The organism is Burkholderia sp. AU38729 (assembly GCF_020419725.1).
Classification (GTDB): domain Bacteria; phylum Pseudomonadota; class Gammaproteobacteria; order Burkholderiales; family Burkholderiaceae; genus Burkholderia.
In genome coordinates this window covers 1-21,041 of record NZ_JAIZQO010000015.1, presented here as the reverse complement: position 1 = coordinate 21,041, position 21,041 = coordinate 1, and the positions used below count along the sequence as shown (strand labels likewise).

Annotated in this window: 19 protein-coding genes and 1 riboswitch; of the genes, 12 read left to right on the top strand and 7 right to left on the bottom strand. The window is 70.2% G+C overall.

Annotated elements, in window-relative coordinates; translation table 11 throughout:
* Nucleotides 1-119: 119 nt before the first annotated feature.
* The 4 genes from LGM56_RS31730 to LGM56_RS31715 all read left to right on the top strand — a co-directional run bounded on the left by LGM56_RS31730 (nt 120) and on the right by LGM56_RS31715 (nt 4,822).
* Complete coding sequence (locus tag LGM56_RS31730) at nt 120-1,298, top strand: CaiB/BaiF CoA transferase family protein (RefSeq protein WP_226207740.1); 1,179 nt, start codon at nt 120-122, stop codon at nt 1,296-1,298.
* A gap of 106 nt (nt 1,299-1,404) precedes the next feature.
* Nucleotides 1,405-2,706, top strand: a complete 1,302-nt coding sequence (locus LGM56_RS31725; RefSeq protein WP_226207739.1) for a CitMHS family transporter — start codon at nt 1,405-1,407, stop codon at nt 2,704-2,706.
* Nucleotides 2,707-2,851: 145 nt separating this feature from the next.
* Nucleotides 2,852-4,018 carry an acyl-CoA dehydrogenase family protein gene (locus LGM56_RS31720; RefSeq protein ID WP_089431073.1) on the top strand — a complete coding sequence of 389 codons (1,167 nt, stop codon included), beginning with the start codon at nt 2,852-2,854 and terminating at the stop codon, nt 4,016-4,018.
* Nucleotides 4,019-4,078: 60 nt separating this feature from the next.
* A complete protein-coding gene (locus LGM56_RS31715) occupies nt 4,079-4,822 on the top strand; it encodes an IclR family transcriptional regulator (RefSeq protein WP_226207738.1) in 744 nt (247 codons plus the stop codon).
* A 117-nt stretch (nt 4,823-4,939) separates the two neighbouring features.
* Here LGM56_RS31715 and LGM56_RS31710 read toward each other — a convergent pair whose 3' ends face one another.
* On the bottom strand, nt 4,940-6,295 hold the full coding sequence (locus tag LGM56_RS31710; protein ID WP_226207737.1) for a chitinase: 1,356 nt from the start codon (nt 6,293-6,295) through the stop codon (nt 4,940-4,942).
* 250 nt (nt 6,296-6,545) lie between these two features.
* Complete coding sequence (locus tag LGM56_RS31705) at nt 6,546-7,448, bottom strand: LysR substrate-binding domain-containing protein (protein ID WP_226207736.1); 903 nt, start codon at nt 7,446-7,448, stop codon at nt 6,546-6,548.
* A gap of 94 nt (nt 7,449-7,542) precedes the next feature.
* On the opposite strand from LGM56_RS31705, the gene LGM56_RS31700 reads away from it, so the two are divergent.
* Nucleotides 7,543-8,751, top strand: a complete 1,209-nt coding sequence (locus tag LGM56_RS31700) for an MFS transporter (protein ID WP_226207735.1) — start codon at nt 7,543-7,545, stop codon at nt 8,749-8,751.
* A gap of 6 nt (nt 8,752-8,757) precedes the next feature.
* Here LGM56_RS31700 and cobJ read toward each other — a convergent pair whose 3' ends face one another.
* From cobJ to cobG, 4 genes are read right to left on the bottom strand one after another with little or no spacing between them, the layout of a single operon-like run.
* Nucleotides 8,758-10,479, bottom strand: a complete 1,722-nt coding sequence (cobJ, locus tag LGM56_RS31695) for a precorrin-3B C(17)-methyltransferase (protein ID WP_226207734.1) — start codon at nt 10,477-10,479, stop codon at nt 8,758-8,760.
* Entirely contained in the window at nt 10,476-11,210 is a 735-nt protein-coding gene (locus LGM56_RS31690; protein ID WP_089494848.1) for a precorrin-2 C(20)-methyltransferase, read from the bottom strand. The genes cobJ and LGM56_RS31690 overlap by 4 nt, the downstream gene beginning before the upstream one ends.
* Nucleotides 11,207-11,833: a precorrin-8X methylmutase gene (locus tag LGM56_RS31685; RefSeq protein WP_046545711.1), complete on the bottom strand. Its 627-nt coding sequence runs from the start codon at nt 11,831-11,833 to the stop codon at nt 11,207-11,209. Before LGM56_RS31685 ends, LGM56_RS31690 begins: the two co-directional genes overlap by 4 nt.
* Nucleotides 11,826-13,190 (bottom strand): precorrin-3B synthase, encoded by a 1,365-nt coding sequence (gene cobG / locus LGM56_RS31680; protein ID WP_319000786.1) that lies wholly within the window; start codon nt 13,188-13,190, stop codon nt 11,826-11,828. Before cobG ends, LGM56_RS31685 begins: the two co-directional genes overlap by 8 nt.
* A gap of 106 nt (nt 13,191-13,296) precedes the next feature.
* Nucleotides 13,297-13,488, bottom strand: a riboswitch (cobalamin riboswitch).
* A 142-nt stretch (nt 13,489-13,630) separates the two neighbouring features.
* Between cobG and LGM56_RS31675 the strand changes: the two genes are divergently transcribed.
* The 6 genes from LGM56_RS31675 (at nt 13,631) to LGM56_RS31650 (ending at nt 18,870) form a co-directional block, all read left to right on the top strand.
* Nucleotides 13,631-13,927 carry a hypothetical protein gene (locus LGM56_RS31675; RefSeq protein ID WP_226207732.1) on the top strand — a complete coding sequence of 99 codons (297 nt, stop codon included), beginning with the start codon at nt 13,631-13,633 and terminating at the stop codon, nt 13,925-13,927.
* 141 nt (nt 13,928-14,068) lie between these two features.
* Nucleotides 14,069-15,322, top strand: a complete 1,254-nt coding sequence (cbiE, locus tag LGM56_RS31670; protein ID WP_226207731.1) for a precorrin-6y C5,15-methyltransferase (decarboxylating) subunit CbiE — start codon at nt 14,069-14,071, stop codon at nt 15,320-15,322.
* The gene (locus LGM56_RS31665; RefSeq protein WP_226207730.1) at nt 15,322-16,410 is read left to right on the top strand and encodes a cobalt-precorrin-5B (C(1))-methyltransferase; all 1,089 of its coding nucleotides are present in this window, start codon (nt 15,322-15,324) and stop codon (nt 16,408-16,410) included. The genes cbiE and LGM56_RS31665 overlap by 1 nt, the downstream gene beginning before the upstream one ends.
* Nucleotides 16,407-17,138 carry a cobalt-precorrin-6A reductase gene (locus LGM56_RS31660; RefSeq protein WP_226207729.1) on the top strand — a complete coding sequence of 244 codons (732 nt, stop codon included), beginning with the start codon at nt 16,407-16,409 and terminating at the stop codon, nt 17,136-17,138. The genes LGM56_RS31665 and LGM56_RS31660 overlap by 4 nt, the downstream gene beginning before the upstream one ends.
* A 43-nt stretch (nt 17,139-17,181) precedes the next feature.
* Entirely contained in the window at nt 17,182-17,910 is a 729-nt protein-coding gene (gene cobM, locus LGM56_RS31655) for a precorrin-4 C(11)-methyltransferase (RefSeq protein WP_226207728.1), read from the top strand.
* 132 nt (nt 17,911-18,042) lie between these two features.
* Nucleotides 18,043-18,870: a hypothetical protein gene (locus LGM56_RS31650; protein WP_226207727.1), complete on the top strand. Its 828-nt coding sequence runs from the start codon at nt 18,043-18,045 to the stop codon at nt 18,868-18,870.
* Nucleotides 18,871-18,883: 13 nt separating this feature from the next.
* Here LGM56_RS31650 and LGM56_RS31645 read toward each other — a convergent pair whose 3' ends face one another.
* A complete protein-coding gene (locus LGM56_RS31645; RefSeq protein ID WP_226207726.1) occupies nt 18,884-20,062 on the bottom strand; it encodes an MFS transporter in 1,179 nt (392 codons plus the stop codon).
* A gap of 133 nt (nt 20,063-20,195) precedes the next feature.
* On the opposite strand from LGM56_RS31645, the gene LGM56_RS31640 reads away from it, so the two are divergent.
* On the top strand, nt 20,196-20,711 hold the full coding sequence (locus tag LGM56_RS31640; protein WP_226207725.1) for a MarR family winged helix-turn-helix transcriptional regulator: 516 nt from the start codon (nt 20,196-20,198) through the stop codon (nt 20,709-20,711).
* Nucleotides 20,712-21,041 lie beyond the last annotated feature (330 nt).

The window sequence follows — 21,041 nt, the reverse complement described above, 5'->3', positions numbered from 1 at the left end:
TCCTGAGTGTGAATATAAATTCACATACAAGAATTATTCGCCGAATCCGGAAGCTCGCGCCTACGCGCCGGGCCTGCCGGGACCGGCTGTCCGATCAACCGGAACCAGGAGCGGGACGCATGGCGGAACACGAGCAGCAGGGCGCGCTGGCGGGATTGCGCATCATCGATCTGTCGCGGGTGCTGGGTGGCCCGTATGCGACGCAGATCCTGGCCGACCACGGCGCGGAGGTGATCAAGGTCGAACCGCCGTCCGGCGACGAGACGCGCACGTGGGGCCCGCCGTTCGACGGCGATACCGCGTCGTATTTCCTCGGCGTGAACCGCAACAAGCTCGGGATCGCGCTCGACCTGACGCAACCGGCCGACCGCGAGCGGCTGCTCGGCCTGCTCGAACACGCGGACGCGATCGTCGAGAACTTCAAGATCGGCACGATGGAGCGCTGGGGGCTCGGCTTCGACGCGCTGCATGCGCGGTTTCCGCGCCTCGTCCATTGCCGCGTGTCGGGCTTCGGCGCGGACGGCCCGCTCGGCGGGCTGCCCGGCTACGACGCGGCCGTGCAGGCGCTCGCGGGGTTGATGAGCGTCAATGGCGAGGCCGGCGGCGCGCCGCTGCGGGTCGGCGTGCCGATCGTCGATCTCGTCACCGGGCTGAACGCGGCGCTCGGCGTGCTGATGGCGCTGCGCGAGCGCGACACGAGCGGCCGCGGCCAGTTCGTCGAATCGACGCTGTTCGACTGCGCGCTATCGATCCTGCATCCGCATACGCCGAACTTCTTCCATTCTGGGAAAGCACCCGTGCGCACCGGCAACGCGCATCCGAACATCACGCCGTACGACAGCTTTCCGACGGCGAGCGTCGACATCTTTCTGGCGGTCGGCAACAACGGGCAGTTCGCGGGCTTGTGCGACGTGCTCGGCACGCGCGACTGGCTCGACGATCCGCGTTTCGCGGACAACCGCGCGCGCAGCGCGAACCGCGCCGCGCTGCGCACGCTGCTCGAAACGGCGTTGGCCGGACACGACGGCGCGGCGCTCGCCGAGCAACTGATGCGCCGCGGCGTGCCGTGCGCGCCGGTGCTCGGGCTCGATGCGGCGCTCGACCATCCGCATGTCGCGCATCGGCGGATGAAGGTCGAGCTGGGCCGGCATCGCGGCATCGCGTCGCCGATCAAGCTCGGCCGCACGCCGGCCACGTACCGTCGGCCGCCGCCCGCGCTGAACGAACACGCGGCGCAGGTGTTTGCCGACGCCGCGGCCAACGCTGACGACCACGACCACGACACGCACCGGGACTGACCCGCATCGTGGCCGCCGGCCGTGCCGCGCGCCCGACGGCGCCGCACGGCCACTCGAATACCACGCCGGGCGACGACGCGCGCACCGGCTGAAGAGGAGACGCATCATGCTTGCATGGATCGGCGCGATCGCCATCGTCGCGCTGTTCGGCCTGATCATCACGAAGCGGCTGTCGCCGCTCGTCGCGCTGATCGTCGTGCCGGTGGCCGCATCGCTCGCGGCCGGGTTCGGGCTCGCGACCGGCAAGTTCATCGTGCACGGCGTGCAGAACATCGGCCCGATCGCCGGGATGTTCGTTTTTGCGATTCTTTTTTTCGGAATCCTCACCGACGCCGGGATGCTCGATCCGATCATCGCGGGCGTGCTGCGCGTGATCGGCTGCCATCCGCCGCGTATCGTGATGGGCTCGGCGCTGCTCGCGCTGCTGATCCATCTCGACGGCTCGGGCGCCGTCACGTTTCTCGTCACGCTGCCCGCGATGATGCCGCTCTATACGCGGCTCGGGATGGATCGCCGCATCCTCGCGTGCGTCGCGTCGATGGCGGCCGGCGTCAATTTCCTGCCGTGGGTCGGGCCGATGCTGCGCGCATCGGCGGCGCTGCACATTCCCGGCTCCGCGATCTTCATGCCGATGATTCCGGTGCAGATCGTCGGGCTCGTGTTCGTGTTCGGCACCGCCTACGTGCTCGGCGTGCGCGAGGCGAAGCGGCTCGGGCTCGATCGTGCCGGCGCGGCGTCGCTCGCGATCGCGCCGCGGGCGCTGACCGACGACGAGCGCGCATTGCGCCGGCCGAAGCGCTTCCGGATCAATCTCGGGCTGACGCTCGTCGTGCTCGTCACGCTCGTGGCGGGCATCGTCGACCCGATGGTGATGTTCATGCTCGGCACGGTCGCCGCGCTCGTGATCAATTACCCGGACGTACAGGCGCAGCGCGAGCGGATCGACGCGCATGCCAAGGCCGCGCTGATGATGGCGAGCGTGCTGCTCGCGGCCGGCGCGTTCACCGGCATCATGTCCGGCACCGGGATGCTGAAGGCGATGGCGGACGTGGTCGTCGCACACGTGCCGGTCGAGCACGCGCGCCACATGCCGTTCGTGCTCGGACTGCTGTCGATGCCGCTCAGCCTGCTGTTCGACCCCGATTCGTTCTACTTCGGCGTGCTGCCGGTGCTCGCGGAAAGCGCGAAGCTGCTCGGCGTGCCGCCGATCCAGATGGCGCAGGCAGCACTGCTCGGCCAGATGACGACGGGCTTTCCGGTCAGCCCGCTCACGCCCGCGACGTTCCTGATCGTCGGCCTGACCGGCGTCGAGCTCGCCGAGCACCAGAAATTCACGATTCCGTTCCTGTTTGCCGCCACGGTGCTGATGGTGTTCGCCGCGGTGATCGTGGGCGTGTTTCCACTGTGAGCGAGCGGGACTTGCCGCTTCGTGGCGGCGCTCCAAGAGGGCGATCCCGCAAGGGACGCGCGCCGGAGCGGAAGCCTCGACGCCGCCGGGCGTTTTCCTTCTTGAAAGCGGCGAAGCCGCTTGGCCTTTTCCAGGAGTGCATGCCATGCAGTTCGACCTGACCGATGACCAGCGCGCGATCGAAAGCGCGATCGAGAAAATCTGTGCGCGCTTCGGCGACGACTACTGGCTCGAACGCGACCGCGCGGGCGGGTTTCCGGCCGACTTCCACGCGGCGCTCGCCGAGGCCGGCTGGCTCGGCATCGCGATGGACCCGGCCCATGGCGGCGCCGGGCTCGGCATGACCGAGGCCGCGCTGATGATGCGCACGATCAGCGCCTCGGGCGCCGGCCTGTCCGGCGCGTCGGCCGTCCACATGAACATCTTCGGGCTGAATCCGGTGCAGGTGTTCGGCACCGACGCGCAAAAGGCGCGCTTCCTGCCGCCGCTGATCGCCGGGCGCGACAAGGCGTGCTTCGCGGTGACGGAACCCGATGCGGGCCTCGACACCACGCACCTGAGCACGCAGGCGCGCCGCGACGGCGACCACTACGTGCTGAGCGGGCGCAAGATCTGGATCTCGACCGCGCAGGTCGCGAACAAGATGCTGATCATCGCGCGCACGACGCCGCTCGACCAGGTCGCGAAGCCGACCGACGGGCTGAGCCTGTTCTATACCGACCTCGACCGCTCGCGCGTCGAGGTGCGCGAGATCGAGAAGATGGGCCGCAAGGCGGTCGATTCGAACATGCTGTTCATCGACAACCTGCGCGTGCCGGAAGGCGATCTGATCGGCAACGAAGGCGACGGCTTCCGCTACCTGCTGCACGGGCTGAATCCCGAGCGGATCCTGATCGCCGCGGAGGCGATCGGGCTCGGGCAGGCCGCGCTGCGGCGCGCGACGCAGTATGCGTGCGAGCGCGTCGTGTTCGGCCGGCCGATCGGGCAGAACCAGTCGATCCAGCATCCGCTCGCGCAGGCGTGGATGCAGCTCGAGGCCGCGTGGCTGATGGTGATGAAGGCCGCGACGCGCTACGACGCGGGGCAGTCGTGCGGCGCGGAGGCCAATGCCGCGAAATACCTCGGCGCGGAAGCCGCGTTCCAGGCCTGCCAGACGGCGGTCGCGACGCACGGCGGAATGGGCTATGCAAAGGAATACCATGTCGAGCGCTACCTGCGCGAGTGTATGATTCCGAGGCTCGCGCCCGTGAGTCCGCAACTGATCCTGTGCTACATCGCGGAGAAGGTGCTCGGGCTGCCGAAGTCGTACTGACCGGTCCGACCCGGCAGCCGGCCCGGTGCGCGGTGTCCCGTTCCGATTCAAGCACTCGTCATGGACGTCAAACTCGTTGCCCGCACGCTCGACCTGTTCGAGCTGTTCGCCGCCGAACGGCGGCCGCTGCCGCTCACCGAACTCGCGCGCCTGCTCAATGTGCCGGCGTCGAGCTGCCTCGCGATGGCGCGCACGCTCGTGAGCCGCGGCTACCTGTACGAAGTGCGCAAGCGCGGCGGCTACTACCCGACGCGCCGCCTGCAGACGCTCGCCGCCGCGATCGACGCGACCGACCCGGTCGTCGACATCGTCCATCCGCATCTCGTCGCGCTGCGCGACGCGAGCCGCGAGACGGCCGTGCTCGGCAAGATCCAGGGTGTGTCGGTCACGTATCTCGACGTCGTCGAGTCGGAGCAGGCGATCCGCTATACGCGCGCGCCGGGCGAACTGCGCCCGCTGCACGCGAACTCGATCGGCAAGGCGATCTTCGCGGAACTGGCCGGCGACGCGCAGCAGGCGCTCGGCGCGCAGTTGCCGTTCGAGCGCTTCACCGATGCGACAGTGGCGGATCTACCCGCGCTCGTCGCGCAAACCACGCGGTTTCGCGAACTCGGCTGGGCCGAGAACTTCGGCGAGAGCGCGCCCGAGCTGTCGGCGATCGCGGTTGCATTGACGCTCGACGGCGACTGGTACGGGCTGTCGGTGGTCGGGCCGACCGAGCGGATTCGCCAGCATCGCGACACGCATGCGGCGCTGCTCGTCGACGCAAAGGCCAGGCTGCTGGCCGAGCACCCGCGCGACTGAAAGCGGGCAGGGCGCTGCCGCCCAGCGGGCCGTCCGCCGGCGATCCCGTAGCGGGCGATCGCCGTGAACGGCCCCGGATGCGCGGGCCTCGCGGCTAGCGCCGGCCGCTACGCCGCATCACGACTTTACCCACACGCCGCCCGCACTCGGGTTGTCGCCTTGCGTCCACCATTTCGCGCAGTATTTCGCGCCCTGGTACATCACGCAGGTGCCGCCCGAATACGCGGTGGTGGCCGACCACGTGGGCGTGCCGCCGCCGACCACTTTCCACACGGCGGCCTGGCCGGGCACGTCGCCCTGCGTCCACCATTGCGCCTGGTACGTCGTGCCCTGGTAGGTGACCGTCGCGCCGGCCGTATAGACCTGGCCGGCCGCCCAGGGCGCGCCCGGTTGCGGCGTGCCGCCGTCCGAGCCGCCGCCGTAGTTCGGATCCTGCGTGACGCCCGTGCCCCACTTGCCGTCGAGCCGCTTGAAGATCGTCGCGAACGCGTACGGCTGCTGCGCGACGCCCGAGCAGGTCGGCGACGCATACGTGCCGCCCGACGGGCACGCCTGATCGCGGCCGACCGACCAGTTGCCGAAGAAGCCGTAGCCGTTGCTGACCGCCGCGTTCAGCACGCTTTGCGCATTCGCGAGCGTGAAGGTTTCGCCTTGCACGTCGTTCACGCCGATCATCGGCGTGACGCCGACCATCTGCCAGAGCTGCGCATTCGTCTTCGGCTGGCCGGCCGACTTGAACGCCGTATCGAGTTGCGAATAGAGCGCCTGCGCGGCACTGATCGCGGCCGCGCCCATGTCGAGGTTCGCGGGGCCGTAGTCCATCGCCATCACGTTCACCGCATCGAACGCGGTCTTGTTCGAGATCGCCGCGTTGACGACGTTCAGGCCGTCCTGCGTGAGCCCGGTCGGCATCGTCGGCAGCGTCAGCGTGACGTGCAGCGGCTTGCCTTTCGCCGCATAGCTCGCCTGCAGCTGCGTGACCGCCTGGAAGTTGCGCGCAACCGCGGCCGTGTCCGTTTGCGACGCACCTTCGATGTCGAAGTCGAGGTGCGTGAGGCCGTATGTGTCGATTACGGTCTGATATGCGCTCGCCAGCGCGGGGACCGTCGTGCACGCCTGCATCAGCGGCGTGCCGTTCGCACCGCCGAACGACACGGCGACTTCGCCGCCTTTCGCGCGATAGCTCGCGATCGACGTCGACAGCGCGGTCAGCAAGCCGCCGCTCGCGCCGTTGCCGATCGGCTGTACGCCGCCCCATGACGGTATACAACCGTTGCCCGCGACCACGAACGCGAGCGTGAACTGCTGGATGCCTTGCCGGACGCCGATCTGGTCGACGAGCGGCGTCGGGTAGAGCGTCACGTCGACATAGGGCGCATAGACGCCGGCGCCCTGGGACACGCTCGCCACGGCAAGCAGGCAACCCGCTGCAAGCGCGCGCGGGATGAAACGCGGCAACACATTGTTGTGCATTGTGTTCTCCAAGTGGAAGAGGGATACGCTGGCCCGCGTATCGCCGCCGGTCGGGCGACCGGGCATGCCCGGCCGGCGGCGTGCTCATCTTGGAGGATTCGCGTCGAATAGTGAATAGTCAGGAGTTCTTTTTGTTATTTGATTCCCGATACGTAACGATCTTGCCGATTCGACACAGTTCCGGCACGCGTGACGCGGGTGATTTTTCCGATCGACCGGGTGAGGCCCGACGCGTGTCGCTCGTCGCGCTTCAAGCCGATGGCGGCTGGACGAGCGAGCGCGCCAGTGCGACGAAGCGCTCGACGCACGCCGACGCGAACGGCTCGTTCCACGACACGATCTGCTCGACCGCGCGCGTGCCGGCGAGCGGCACGTAGACGACGCCCGGACGCTGCAGCGTGGCCGTGAAACCCGGCACGATCGCGATGCCGCGTTCGGCGGCCACCAGCGATACGAGCGTCGTGATCTGTGCGGCGGTCGCGCCGATCCGCGGCGTGAATCCGGCTTGCGCGCACAGGTCGTCCAGTGCCGCGGTCAATGCCGAGCCGTAACCGGGCGGAAAGGTGACGAAGGTTGCGTGCGCAAGCGCCGCGACGTCGACGCTCGCACGGCTCGCGAGCGGATCGCCGGCCGGCACGGCCGCGACGAGCGGTTCGCGCGACACGACGAGCGATGCCACCGGCACGCCGGGCGCACCGTGCCACGCCCAGCCGAAACCGATGTCCATCGTGCCGTCCGCGATCTGCTGGCGCTGGCTCGCGGTCGCCGCCTCGCGGAACGCCAGCTCGACGTTGGGCATCGTCCGGCTCGCGACGCGGATCACGTCCGGGAACGTGTCGGACATCGGAATCGAGCTCGCATAGCCGATCACGATCCGCCCGGCGATGCCCTGCGCGATCTTGCGCGCGCTCGCCTCGGCCTCCGCGGCCGCGCTGACGACGTGGCGCGCATGGTCGAGGAACGCGGCCCCTTCCGGCGTCAGCCGCACCGCGCGCGTCGAACGCTCGAACAGCCGGACGCCGAGCTCGCTTTCGAGTGCGGCGATATGGCGCGTCAGCGGCGGCTGCGCGACCCGCAGGCGCAACGCCGCGCGGCCGAAGTGCAGTTCGTCGGCAACGACCACGAAATAGCGGAGGCGGCGCAGGTCGAGCATTGTTGTCGTTCCGGTATCAATCGCGATGAAAACGGTATTGGCGTGCACGCGGCGCGCTCGTCAGACTGTCGGTATCGACGACCAGGCCGCTCCGATGAACGACAGGACCACGCGCATCGCGTTCTTTCTCTGCGGCTTCGCCGCGTTTCTCAATCTGTATTCGACGCAGGGCATCCTGCACGAACTCGCGGCCACCTTCGGTGTCAGCGCGGAGCGCGCGGGGCAGGGCGTGAGCGCCACCACGACGGCCGTCGCCATTATCGCGCCATTCGTCGGCGTGCTGGCCGCGCGCATCGAGCGGCGCGTCGCAATCTCGCTCGCGGCGGTGGCCGTCGCGCTGCCGGTCGTGTGGTCCGCGCATGCGGGCGGTTTCACGTCGTTCCTCGGCGCGCGCTTTGCAGCCGGTCTCGTCATGCCGTTCATTTTCGCGCTGTCGATCGCCTATATCGCCGAGCGCTTCGATCGCGGCACGTCGGCCGAGATCAGCGCATTGTTCGTCGCCGGCACGACGCTAGGCGGTTTCGCCGGCCGCTTCGCGACCAACCTGATGACGTCGATCTGGGGCTGGCGGCATGCGCTCGACGTCGTCGCGGCACTGTGTCTCGTCACGGGCGTCGCGATCTACGCGAGCCTGCCGGCGTCCGGCGCGATCGCGCGGCGCGTCGAGCACGTTGCGGATAGCGGCGCGGGGCCGTCCTGGCGCATCGTCACGCGCGGCCCGCTGCTTGCATCGTTCGCGATCGGCGCATGCGTGCTCGCGTCGCAGGTCGCAACCTTCACCTTCGTCGGCCTGCGCCTGGCCCGCGCGCCGTTCAACTTCGGCACGGTCGGGATCGGCGCGATCTACGCGGTGTTTCTGGTGGCGGTGGTCGTGACGCCGCTGGCAGGACGCCTCGCGCGGCATCGCGGCCCGCGCGCGCCGGGGCTTGCCGCGGCCGCGCTCGCGATCGGCGGGGCGCTGCTCACGCTGTCCGACCACGTGCCGGTGATTCTGGCCGGCCTCGCGCTCAGCTCGACCGCCGTGTTCGTCGAACAGGCGTCGGCCAACACGTTCATCTCGCAGGCGGCGTCGAGCGCGCGCTCGACGGCGATCGGCATCTACCTGTCCTGCTATTACTTCGGCGGCAGCCTCGGCTCGATCCTGCCGGTGCCCGGCTGGCATCGGTGGGGATGGGCCGGCTGCGTCGCGTTCGTGGTCGCGGCGCAGGCCATCGTCGGCGTGCTCGTGTACCGGTTCTGGCATGCCGACGGCACAGCCGGCACCGCGCAGGCCAACGCGCGCGGCGTCACACCGTCGCGCTGACCGGCTTCAGCGATACCAGCGCGGCGTATAGACCCACTCGCGTGTATTGCCGATTGCGAAGCGCCGCGTCGTCGACGAGCCGACGATCACCATCGTGCGCATGTCGACCTGATCGCTGCGCAGCGCGCCGAGCGTCGTCGTCGTGAGCGTCGCGCCCGGCCGGCCGATGTCGCGGCCGAGCACGACCACCGTCTCGGCGCTGCGGTGCGCGCGCACGGCATCGAGCGCACGATCGAGCTGCCACGGCCGTGCACGCGAGATCGGGTTGTAGAACGCCATCACCAGATCGGCCTGCGCCGCGTGCCGCAGGCGCGTCTCGATCACGTCCCACGGCTTCAGGTTGTCCGACAGCGAAATCGCGCAGAAGTCGTGACCGAGCGGCGCACCCGCCTGCGCGGCCGTCGCGAGCGACGCCGAGATGCCGGGTTCCACGCGCAGGTCGACCGCGGCCCAGTGCGGATCGCGCGCTTCGTCGAGCGCTTCGAGCACGGCCGCGGCCATCGCGAACACGCCCGGATCGCCCGACGACACGACCGCGACGCGCCGGCCTTCGGCCGCAAGCTCGAACGCATGGCGCGCGCGCTGCATTTCCTCGCGATTGTCGGTGCCGTGCACGCGCTGGTCGGCGCGGAACGGGCCGGCCATGTTCACGTAGGTCGTGTAGCCGAGGATGTCGGTCGCGTCCGCGAGCGCGGCACGCGCGGCGGGCGTGAGCCATTCAGCACCGCCCGGGCCGAGGCCGAGCACCGTCAGCCGGCCGCGTGCACGGCCGAGCGTGGCGGGATCGACCGGATGCGACGCGACCGCGCATGCGATGCCGTTCGTCGTGGCGCGCAGCGTGTGCGCGAAGCGCAACGCACGGCCGAGCAGGGTGGCCGCCTCATCTGTCGTGTCAGCGTCGCCGTCTGTATCGGTATCAACGAAGCGCAGCGGTACGTCGAGCGTATCCGCGGCCGTTTCCAGCACGGCATCACCGATTGCCGATGCGGGCGCAACGATCGCCGCGAGCGCCAGTCGTGCGAGACCTTGCGAATCGAGTGCTGCATCAATGCGTGCGGCAAGCGCTTCATCCGCGTGGATAGCCTGCGCATCGACGCCGACCACCACGCTGCGTGGATGAATCACGAGTTCGTCGCGCGTACCGCGCCATGCGTCGGGAGTTACGCGGATCGCATGCGCGGCTGCGTCGTCGCGCGGCAGTGCGACATCGTCGAGCCACGGCGCCGCGCCGTCGATGCGCGTCGACGCGCCCGCGAGCAGATCGGACACGAAGCGCTTGCCCTGGCCGAGATCGGCGAGCGCATAGCCTTCCGGCGGATTGAGCACGCACGCGCCGAAACGCAGTTCGCCGCTCGTCGTGATCGCCGGCGCAACGCCGACGCATGCGGCGATTTCCCGCGCGATCACGTTGACGCCCGTCAGCCCGCCGAGCAGCGGCACGACCGCCGAGCCGTCTTCCGCCACCGCGAGCACGGGCGGCTCGACGCCCTTGTCGGCGAGCGCGGCGGCGATGCAGCGGATCACGATGCCGGCCGCGCACAGCGCGACGATCGGCAGCCCGCGCGCATAGAGTTCCCGCAGGTGCGCGCCGAGATCGTCGAACGGCACGTCGGCCGCGACGCGCGATGCGAGGCCATGCACGCGCGCACCCGGATAACGCGCCTGGATGCGCCGCGCGGTTTCGAGCGCGCCCGCGCCGAGAATCACGATCGCGGGCGGAGTCGTCATCCTTGCCATTTTTCCCCCGGCACGACGAGCAGCGAGAAATACGGCGACGCCATCGGGTCGACTTCGTCGAGCGGCACGATGCGCTGGCTCGCCATCGTCGCGCGCTCGACATACAGCGCGCGCTTCGCGAGCCCCAGCGCGTCGAGCACGCGCCGCACCTTGTCGAAATTGCGGCCGAGCTTCATCACGACGGCCGCGTCGGCCCGCGCGAGCCGCTCGCGCAGTTCGGGCTCGGGCAGTACACCCGACAGCACCGACAGGCTCTGGTTGCGATAGACGAGCGGCTGGCCGAGCACCGCGGTGCCCCCAAGCATTGAACACACGCCGGGGATCACCTCGGTGTCGTAGCGCGGCGCGAGGCGGTCGTGCAGGTACATGTACGAGCCGTAGAAGAACGGATCGCCTTCGCAGATCACCGCGACGTCGCGCCCCGCGTCGAGATGCGCGGCAACGATCTCGGCGGCCGTATCGTAGAAGTCGGCGATCACCGTCTCGTAGCACAGCGGCGGCGGCAACGCCTCGGTCGTCACCGGATAGACGAGCGGCAGTTGCGTCTGCGCGTCCTGCAAGTGCGCTTCGACGATGCCGTACGCATTGCCTTTCTTGCCCTTCGCGACGAAATACGCGACCACGGGCGCGGCCTGCAGCACGCGCAGCGCCTTGATCGTCATCAGTTCGGGATCGCCGGGGCCGACGCCGACCCCGAACAGGCGTCCGCGCGCGGTCGTCATTCGACCTCCGTCGCGAGTGCGTTGACCGCCGCCGCCGCCATCGCGCTGCCGCCGCGCCGGCCGAGCAGGGCGACGTACGGCACGCCGCGGCTGTCGGCGTCGAGCAGCGCCTTCGATTCGGCCGCGCCGATGAAGCCGACCGGGAAACCGAGGATCAGCGCGGGGCGCGGCGCGCCGGCGTCGATCATGTCGAGCAGATGGAACAGCGCGGTCGGCGCATTGCCGATCACGACGACGCTGCCCGCGAGATGCGGGCGCCACAGCTCGAGCGCGGCGGCCGAACGCGTGTTGCCGAGATGCCGCGCGAGATCGGGCACCTCGGGCTCGCCGAGCGTGCAGATCACGCGGTTGTCGGCAGGCAGCCGCGCACGCGTGATGCCTTCGGCGACCATCCGCGCGTCGCACAGGATCGGCGCGCCGGCCGCGAGCGCCGTGCGGCCCGCCGTGCCGGCGCCGGCCGAGAAACGCAAGTCGTAGACGACGTCGACCATCCCGCACGCATGGATCACGCGCACCGCGAGTTTCTCGAGGTCGGGCGGAACCTGCGACAGGTCGGCCTCGGCGCGGATCGTCGCGAACGACTGGCGGTAGATTTCCTGCCCGTCGCGAATGTAGTCAAGCATCGGTGGTGTCCTGGCTGTGCCGCGCGCCCGTCAGTCGGGCCGCGGCCTGGTCAATCGTCAGATGGCGCGCGAGCGGGGCGCCGAGGCCCGCGGCGGCGTCGCGCCGGTAAAGGTCGTAGTGCGCGGGCGCAACCGCGACGAGCGTGTGCGTCGCGGGATGCGGCAGCGCGCAGTGGCGCTCGCAGCCGGTCAGGTGCACGTCGACTGCGTGGCCGATGCGGGCGGCGAGCGCGCGTGCATCGTGCTTCGTGTCGGCGCGCGCCTTCGCGCAGCCCGCGCTGCCGGTGCACGCGACGAGCGTCGCCAGCGGATCGGACGACGCGCAGACGAGGCCGAGCGACGCGAGCGCATCGAGCGCGGCCGGTGCGCGTTCGCGCGATACGCGATGCAGGAGTACGCCTTGCCATGGCGTCATCGACAGCGTGCCGTCGCCGTCGCTTTCGGCCAGCGCCGCGAGCCGTTCCAGTTGGGTGGCATCGAGCCGGCCGAGCACGAATTGCGCGCCGACGTTGCAGCGCGTCGCATCGAGCGACGGGCGCACGCCGAAACGCAGCGTCGGGTCGGTGCACGTGCGGCGCCAGCCGGCGAGTGCCGGATCGGCTTCAAGCGGGAAGGGCAGGTAGTGCTGCGCGCGTTCGAGCAGCGCGCGTTCGCCGCATGTTGCGAGCAGCGCGCGCATCCGCGTGACGTCGGCCGGTGCGAGATCGAGGAACGCGAGCAGCAGCGCGCGGACCAGCGCGACAGCTTGATCCGGCGCGACATCGACCGAAGCGGGCGGGTCATCGTGCGCGACCGGCGGACAACCGGCCAGCCCGGCCGCGACGCGCACCGCACCATCGCTGCGGCGCCAGGCGGCCAGCCAGATGTCGTGCGGATGGTCGAGCGCCGCAACCGATTCGCCGCCGTCGAGCTGGATCGAGAATTTCGGCGACAGCTCGCCACGGCGCGGCTCGCGCGCCAGCATGTCGAAGAGCGGTGCGGCGAGTGCGCGGCTGTCGACGAGCGCGGCAGGGTCGTGGCCGGCGAGCGGGCTGAGCATCACGTTGCGCACGTCGTCGCTTGCGGCGAGCGCCGCCGCATCGGCGTCTGCATTCGAGGTGGCGTCGACGGGCGGGCCGAGACCCGCTTCGAGCAACGCACGCGTCAGCGCGTCGGCCGCGCCGTCGCGAATGCCGCGCAGCTGGAGATTCGCGCGATTGGTCGCGTCGATCGTGCCGGAGCCGAAGGCGCGCGCGGCGGCGGCGATCGCACGCGCCTGGCGCGCATCGAGTCGGCCGCCCGGCAGCTTGATCCGGCACAGCCCGCCGTCGGCGGCCGCGACCACGCGCACGAGCCCCGGGCAGGCCGACGGGCGCACGACGGGCGACGCAGGAATCGAAACGGGGGCGGAACTCAACGGGGTACCGGGACAGTGTCGGGCCGCGGCCAACGCATCGGTACACCCCGCCCGACGCCGACTGGCACGCACGCACTTTCTGGCCGGCAGGTCTCCTGGCTGACAGGTCGGCGCCGGCTCCCGGCCTTCCCGGTGGAACCAGTGGCATGAGGGGGAGATCGGCTCGCTGTCTACAGTTGCGGGGGCAGCCACAGCGGCGCGTGGCGCGCCCTGTGTTCCCTCTTCGGCCCCGAGGGGCACCGGCGAACGAACGGCCGTAGGATACCCGATTTTCGAGACGATCCGGCATTGTCGATATGCCGCGCAACCGCGCCACAGCGTAGTTTCAGCCGGTTTTGCTCTATCTCGCAAATGGTACGATTGGCGGCTCGATATTAGACCGGCGACCGCCGGCATCCGCGATGACACTCGGCAGGACGGAGCTGTTCGGCATGGGCATCGCGCTGGGCCTGCTGGCCATCCCGGCCTGGATGCTGCTCGCGTGCATACTGATCCCGCTTGCGCCGTCGGCCGAGTGGCCGAAGAATGTCGGGCTCGCCGGTCTCGGCGTGCCGATCGTGGCGGGCGGCACGTTCCTGTACAGGAAAAGCGGGGCGCGGCCGCTGATGTGGCTGCTGCTCGGCTGGCTGCTGATCGCGTCGATCGGCGGGATGGTTCTGGCCTTGCTGACGTTTGTCGTCGGCGTGCCGCTCGGCTGATGTCGTGGCCGCATCGCACCGGCGGGCGGGCGACACGCACGGCGCGGGAGCGGATCAGGATCATCAACGAATCAACGCGCGACGGCCCAGCCGCCGCGCATCGCAACACACGGTAGGAAATCGAACGATGGGGAAGGGTGCATGACGGCGTGGCTGACGGTAGTGGGCATCGGCGACGACGGTTACGCGGGGCTCGGACGCAGCGCGCGGCGCGCGCTGCTCGACGCGACGCTCGTCGTCGGCGCGAAGCGGCATCTCGACATGCTGCCCGCGCGGCTGCCGGCCGCGCGCGAAGCGTGGCCGTCGCCGTTCGATCTCGCGGGCGTGCTGGCGCGGCGCGCGTCGCCCGTCTGCGTGCTCGCCAGCGGCGACCCGATGCTGTTCGGCGTGGGCGCCACACTCGCGCGCCAGCTTTCCCCCGACGAATGGCGCGTACTGCCCGCGCCGTCGTCGCTGTCGCTCGCGGCCGCGCGCCTCGGCTGGGCGCTGCAGGAGGTCGGCGCGGTCTCGCTCGTCGGCCGGCCGCTGGCGACGCTCGCGCGTCACCTGCTGCCCGGGCGCCGCCTGTTCGTGCTGAGCGCCGACGGCCGCACACCGGCCGCCGTCGCGGCCGAACTCGTCGCACGCGGCTTCGGGCCGACGCGCATCAGCGTGTTCGAACATCTGGGCGGCCCGCTCGAGCGTCGTCTCGACGGCCTCGCGCAAGACTGGCGCATCGACGAAACGGCCGCGCTCAACCTGGTCGCGCTCGACTGCCAGGCCGGCCCCGACGCGCCGCGCCGCGCACTTACACCCGGCCTGCCCGACGATGCATACCGTCACGACGGCCAGCTCACCAAGCGCGACCTGCGCGCGATGACGCTCGGGCGCCTCGCGCCCGCGCCCGGCGAGCTGCTGTGGGACGTCGGCGCCGGCAGTGGCTCGATCGGCATCGAATGGATGCGCGCGCATCCGTCATGCCAGGCGATCGCGATCGAAGCGCATGCGGAGCGGCAGCGCTTCATCGAGCACAACCGCGACGCGCTCGGCGTGCCGGGCCTGCAGCTCGTCGCGGGCCGCGCGCCCGATGTGCTCGCGGGGCTCGCCGCGCCCGACGCGATCTTCATCGGCGGCGGGGCGACCGCGCCCGGCGTGCTCGACGCGTGCTGGGCAACGCTGAAGCCCGGCGGCCGGCTGGTCGCGAACGCGGTCACGCTGCAGGGCGAGATGACGCTCGCCGCCTGGCGCGATGCGCACGGCGGCACGCTCACGCGCGTGTCGCTCGCCCACGCCGAGCCGCTCGGCCGCTTCGATACGTGGCGGCAACCGTTGCCGGTCACGCTGTACGACGTGCGCAAGCCCGACGCGGCCGACACGTCCGCATCGCCGGCCACGACGAACGCAACGGACGCGTGATGCGCGACGAGACTCCCGAACAGCCCACGCCGCTACGCTTCGGCTATACGACCGGCAGCTGCGCGACCGCGACGTCGCTCGCCGCCGCGCGGCTGCTGCTCGCGGGTAGTGCGGACGACGCGGTCGAGATCGTGCTGCCGAAGGGGCAGCGCGTGATGATGCGGCTCGAGTTCTGCCGGGCGACCGCCGACGGTGCGGAAGCCGGCACGATCAAGGATGCCGGCGACGATCCGGACGTCACGCACGGCGCGCTGATCTTCGCGCGCGTCGCGCTCGCGGCGGTGCCCGGCGTGCGGTTTCATGCGGGGCCGGGCGTCGGCACGGTCACGCGCGCGGGGCTGACGCTGGCGGTCGGCGAACCGGCGATCAACCCGGTGCCGCGCCAGATGATGACGACGCACCTGGACGCGCTGGCGGCCGAGCACGGCTATGCGGGCGGCTTCGACGTGACGATCGGCGTCGAAGGCGGCGAAGCGCTCGCGCTGAAGACGATGAACCCGCGCCTCGGCATCGTCGGCGGGCTGTCGATCCTCGGCACGACCGGCATCGTGCGGCCGTTCTCGTGCTCGGCCTATATCGCGTCGATCCACCAGGGCATCGACGTCGCGCGGGCGAACGGCATCGCACACATCGCCGCGTGCACGGGCAACGCGAGCGAAGACGCGATGCGCGCGCACTATCACCTGCCCGACATGGCGCTGATCGAGATGGGCGATTTCGCGGGCGCAGTGCTCAAGCACCTGCGGCGCGCGCCGGTCGCGCGGCTGTCGATGTGCGGCGGCTTCGGCAAGCTCAGCAAGCTCGCGGCCGGCCATCTCGACCTGCACAGCCGCCATTCGAGCATCGACCTGCCGCTGCTCGCGCAGTGGGCGGCCGAGGCCGGCGCAAGCGATGCGCTGCAGGCCGCGATGCGCGCCGCGAACACGAGCCAGGAAGCGCTGAAGCTCGCGCACGCCGACGGCGTGCCGCTCGGCGATCTCGTCTGTGCACAGGCGTTGCGCGTCGCACGCGACATCGTGCCGCCGTCGGTCGCGGTCGAGATGTTCGCGATCGACCGGCAGGGCCGCTTCGTCGGGGAGGCGCGATGAGCACGCGCGTCCTGTTGCTCGGCGGCACCGGCGACGCACTGAAGATCGCGCGCGCGCTTGGGTCCCGTCACGTCTACAGCCTGGCCGGCCTCGGCAAGGTGCCCGACGACCTGCGCTGCGACGTGCGCGTCGGCGGTTTCGGCGGCGCGGCCGGGCTGACCGCCTATCTGCGCGACGCCGGCATCGGCCTCGTGATCGACGCGACCCATCCGTATGCGGCGCAAATCAGCGCGAATGCCGCCGTCGCGGCGCGTGAAGCGGGTGTGCCGCTGTGGGCGCTGCGCCGCGCGCCGTGGGTGCCGCAACCCGGCGACGACTGGCGCATGGTCGACGACTGGGCCGGCATCGAGGCCGCGCTCGCGCCGTTCAGGCGGCCGCTGTTCACGCTCGGCCGCGAACCGCTCGCGCATCTCGACGCGATCCCGCCGCACCAGTTCTGGCTCGTGCGCTGCCTCGACGCGCATCCCGGCAATGCCCGCGCGCAGATCGTCGCCGCGCGCGGGCCGTTCACGCTCGACGGCGAGCGCGCGCTGTTCGCGCTGATGGGCATCGACGTCGTCGTCAGCAAGAACAGCGGCGGCACGGCCACGGAAGCCAAGCTCGAGGTCGCGCGCGAACGCAGGGTGCCGGTCGTGATGCTGCGCCGGCCGCCGCTGCCTGACGCCGACCGCGCGTTCGATTCGGCCACGGCGCTCATCGACGCGCTCGATCCGGCCGCGCGCGCATGACGCCGCACGGCCGGTCATCCCATGAATTGACGGAGATTTTTCGATGACGGTGTATTTCATCGGCGCGGGCCCCGGCGACCCGGAGCTGATCACGGTGAAGGGCCAGCGCCTCGTGCGCACGTGCCCGGTGATCCTGTATGCGGGTTCGCTCGTGCCGGCGGCCGTGCTCGACGGCCATCGCGCCGAGCAGGTCGTCAATACCGCCGAACTCGACCTCGACGCCATCGTCGCGCTGCTCGCCGGCGCGCACGCGAAGGGGCAGGACGTCGCGCGCGTGCATTCGGGCGACCCGTCGCTGTACGGTGCGATCGGCGAGCAGATTCGCCGCTTGAAAGCGCTCGGGATTCCGTATGAAATCGTGCCCGGCGTCACAGCCACGGCCGCGTGCGCGGCGACGCTCGGCGTCGAGCTGACGCTGCCCGGCGTCGCGCAGACGGTGATCCTCACGCGCTTCGCGGGCAAGACGACGATGCCGGAAGGCGAAGCGCTCGGCTCGCTCGCCGCGCACCGCGCGACGCTCGCGATCCATCTCGGCGTGCGCCATCTCGCCCGCATCGTCGACGAGGTGCTGCCGCATTACGGTGCCGATTGCCCGGTCGCGGTGATCTATCGCGCGAGCTGGCCGGATGAAGAACGTGTGACCGGCACGCTCGCCGACATCGTCGGCAAGGTGCAGGGCACGCAGATCGATCGCACCGCGCTGATCCTGATCGGGCGCGTGCTGGATGCCGAAGGGTTCGCCGATTCGACGCTGTACGCGAGCGCGGGCTGATTGCACACGGAGCCGGCTCTTTCGGGCAGACTGGGCCACTTCGCGCGATCACGGCGCGGCGCGCAAGCCACCTTACAAGGACAACGTTGAATGGGTACGCGTATTCGATCGAGTCTGATCGGCCTGGCGGGAATGACGGCTGCTCTGCTGGCGGCATCCACGGCCCACGCCGCCAGTGAAGCGAACGATGCCCGCGCCGTGCCGTTTGTCGAGATCGCGAAAACCGCCGTGCCCGATCGCGACTGGCCGCGCAAGGTTTGCGCGTTGGCGTCGGCATCGTGCGGCGCGCCCGGCCAGCCCGACGATGCGGACGAGGCGCCGTCGCTGTACCGAGCCAAAAGCGACACGTCGGGCAACTACTACGCGATCCTGCCGGGCCCGCAACTGCTGAAAGTGAGTTTCGCGTCCGCCGCCGGCTGGAAGGTCGTGCAGCGGTGGGATTTCTCCGACTACCAGCCCGCCGACCGGGTCGAAGGCGACGGCAAGCCGCCGCCACACCGGATCTACCCCGCGCTGTATCCGCTGGGCGGCGAGCGTTTCGCGGTCGCGGTGCTGGCCGGTTGGTCCGAAAGTTACTCAGGCGGTGGCGGAGGCTGGGAAAACGCCGACTTCGTCGAACTGCGGCCGAACGGCGGCCATGCCCGCGCACCACGCGTATCGAAGCTGCCGTTCAGCTGCAGCAAGCAGATTCGCGCGTGCTTCACCGAGCACGACTATCAGCACTCGCCGCATTGCAGCGAACACTTCGACGGTGCCTTGCGGCTGCGCTTCGTGCCCGGTGCGAGCGCCGGCAATCTCGACTGGATCGCCACCTGGAAGGAGAGCCATTGGCCAGGCCAGGAACCGCAAAGCAAGACCGGGCATACGTCGGTTTCCGTTACGTTGCCGGCAGGACGGGACCCGGTCGCCGCAGGCAATGCGCTGCGCGACAAGATCCCGTTTTGCGAGCCGCTCAACTGAGCGGCGGCCGCTGCTACGCACGCGCCGCGTGCAGCACCCGCTTCGGCGCAAACCCCGCCGCCAGCGCGAACAACGCGACACACAGGCAGGCCATCGCGATCCATGCGGGCGTCAGGTCCGCGAGGTGCTGGCGCACGACGCCCGCCGCGAACGGAAACAAGCCGGCGATCAGGTAGCCGATGCCCTGCACGAACCCCGTCAGCGATGCGGCGTCGGCCGGCGTCGCCGCATGGTCGACGGTGACGATCAGCGACAGCGGAAACAGCGCGCCGATCCCCGCGCCCATCAGCAGCGCGGCCGGCAGCGCGAGCGCTTCCGGTGCGGCCAGCATCACCAGCAAGCCGACGAACAGCGACGCGATCGCCGCATGCAGCGCGGGCCGGCGGTCGGGCAGGCGGTCGATCGTCGCGGAGATCGTCAGCCCCGCGACGACTTCCGCGAGCGTCACGCCGCCGAGCAGGCTGCCGGCCGCCGTCGGCGACCAGCCGAGCCGCATGTAGTACGGCGGCAGCCACGCGAGCACGAGCGTGTACGCGCCCGTCGCGATGCCGAAGAACAGCGCGAGCCGCCACGCGCGCGGCGAGCGCGACGGCTGCGCGTTCGACGCCGACGTCGGCCCGGCGGCGAGCGCGTCGCCGCCGCGACTGGCCAGCGGCCACGCCAGCGCGGCCACCCCGGCCGGCAGCGCCCAGCCCGCGAGCGCGGGGAGCCAGCCCCACTGGGCCGCGGCGAACGGCGCGACGACGCTCGCGAGCACGGCGCCGCCCATGATCGACGTCGAATAGACGCCCATCGCACCGCCGATCCGCGTCGCGAAATGCGCCTTCACGAAGCCGGGCAGCAGCGCCTGCACCATCGCGATCCCGACGCCCGCGCAGCACGCGCTCGCGAGCAGCAGCCACGCATGCTGCGCGCCGATGCGCGACACGCAGGCGAGCCCGATAAACGCGACGCCGAGCCAGACGCCGCCCGCGATGCCGGTCAGGCGCTGCAGGCGCCGCGCACTCAGTGCACCAAGGCCCATCAGCAGGATCGGGATCGTCGTCAGCAGGCTGGCCGCGCCGTCACTGATGCCGGTCGCGCGCTGGATCATGTCGAGCAGCGGGCCGACCGCGGCGAGCGCCGGCCGCAGGTTCAGCCCGACGAGGACGATGGCGGCAAGCCGCCATCCGGGGGAAGTGAAGCGATTCATTGCAAGGCCCTCGATATCGGTGCGCGGCCGCCTCCGGGGAGGTGCCGCGCGCTTTTCATGTAAAGTATCTCGACATCAAGATAAATGCTGATTTATCTCGACGTCAAGATAACTGGTGAGCCGAGGAGGGTTAATGGATCGAGCCGCGCATGCGCTCGCACAATGGCGCGCCGAGCGCCCGGATCTCGACGCGTCGTCGATGGTGGTGATGGGGCGGCTGCAGGAAGCGGCGCTCGTGATCGCGCGCGACCGTCTCAATCCGCTGTTCGCGCGCTACGGGATGCAGCCGGGCGAATTCGACGTGCTGGCCACGCTGCGGCGCGGCGGGGCGCCGTTCGCGCTGACGCCGACGGCGCTGTACGACGCGCTGATGATGTCGTCGGGCGGGATGACCGCGCGCATCGACCGGCTGCAGAAGGCCGGGTGGGTGGAGCGCCGGCCGAACCCGGCGGATGGGCGTGGGACGCTTGTGGCGCTGACGGAGGCTGGCCGCGCGTTGATCGATGAAGCGGTTGTCGCGCATATCGACAATCAGCGGGAGTTGCTGGCTGTGTTGTCGGATGCAGAACAGGCGCAGTTGTCTGAACTGCTGGGAAAGTTGCTGACGGGGCTGGGAGACGGGGCGTCGAAAGGGGCGGAGGGGAAGTAGCGCCGCAGCATGCGTGAGGCGAACGCACGAGGCAGGAAAACATTGTCAGTTTTCGCGCCCCTCTCTCAACGATCACCGCTAATTTGCTGTCATCTCATGTGCTGCCGAAAGCTGGCGGTTGCGCCGAGGTTGATCAATCGAAAGCGTTGAGTGAAGGTCCGCGATCGAGCGAAGATGACCTGTCGTCACGATGGACGCGGAAATGAACCTGTCCGCATTTTTGTGGGCGAGGCGGTTGAACAGCACGTTATCCGCGCGCCTGCATAAATCGCTCCCCGAACAGGATAGCAAACTGGTTCATCGCTGATTTCCAGTCGAAGGCGGACCGCA